At 31.6% G+C, this 728-nt stretch carries 3 protein-coding genes; all 3 read left to right on the top strand.

Features of this window, described 5'->3' with window-relative positions:
- Positions 1-184 (top strand): hypothetical protein (locus tag N1032_RS25205; protein WP_259543320.1); only part of this gene is annotated, 184 nt, incomplete at its 5' end.
- Positions 185-297: 113 nt separating this feature from the next.
- On the top strand, positions 298-432 hold the full coding sequence (locus N1032_RS25200; protein ID WP_259543317.1) for a hypothetical protein: 135 nt from the start codon (positions 298-300) through the stop codon (positions 430-432).
- Positions 432-728, top strand: a 297-nt coding sequence (locus N1032_RS25195; protein ID WP_259543315.1) for a hypothetical protein, incomplete at its 3' end; no start/stop codon positions are given. The genes N1032_RS25200 and N1032_RS25195, both read left to right, overlap by 1 nt.

The following is a 728-nucleotide window of genomic DNA, read 5'->3' as shown; positions in this document are numbered from 1 at the left end:
CAACGCTAAAAACTATGTATATGTTTTAGGTGTTCCAACTTCTGAATATAGAGCATGGTTACAAGGTTATTACGCTGATAAATTAGATGAATTGGCAGATGATAAATCAATTGAAGCAAGTAATGTTAGACACAAGCTATTATCTAAATTGAAAGATGAAGTATTAAACAATCTGCCATATTGATTTAATTATTAGTCTGGTAATACTAGTTACGTGGTAACAAACATTTTATAAAAAGCATCTACTCCAGACTCTTAATATAGTGTTTTTTACCACGGATAAAATGAGGTGGAATAATGGAAAATAATGATATTGAAGTTTTATTGAAAGGTATGATTAAGGCTGGTGGCGAGTGGTACTTATCTAAAACACTGGAAAAGAAAGATGATAAATCAGATTTGAAGTCTGAGCAATTCGGGGAGAAGAAATAATGAATATTCAAAAAATAGCTGACAAACATAATACCAGCAAAATGAGAAAGAAAGATTTTCAATATGCCTTTAAAGTAATCGACAATATTCAAACTGAATTAGAATCACATCTTGATTCAAGCCGTAGAAAATATAAAGGTGTGGTACACACAAATCAACTTGATAGGGTATTACCAGAAGCCCAGAAGTTAGCTAAATTAAATGACGCTGAATTATCTGTATTAGTATCGCATGGCTTGATTGCTGATATTTTAGATGGGTTAGATTCTGTCCGTGAAAAGTGGAAACAATTAGAA

It is taken from the genome of Herbiconiux daphne (genome assembly GCF_024979295.1).
Taxonomy (GTDB): domain Bacteria; phylum Actinomycetota; class Actinomycetes; order Actinomycetales; family Microbacteriaceae; genus Herbiconiux; species Herbiconiux daphnes.
The sequence above is the reverse complement of the archived record's forward strand: the minus strand, read 5'-3'. Positions and strand labels throughout refer to the sequence as shown.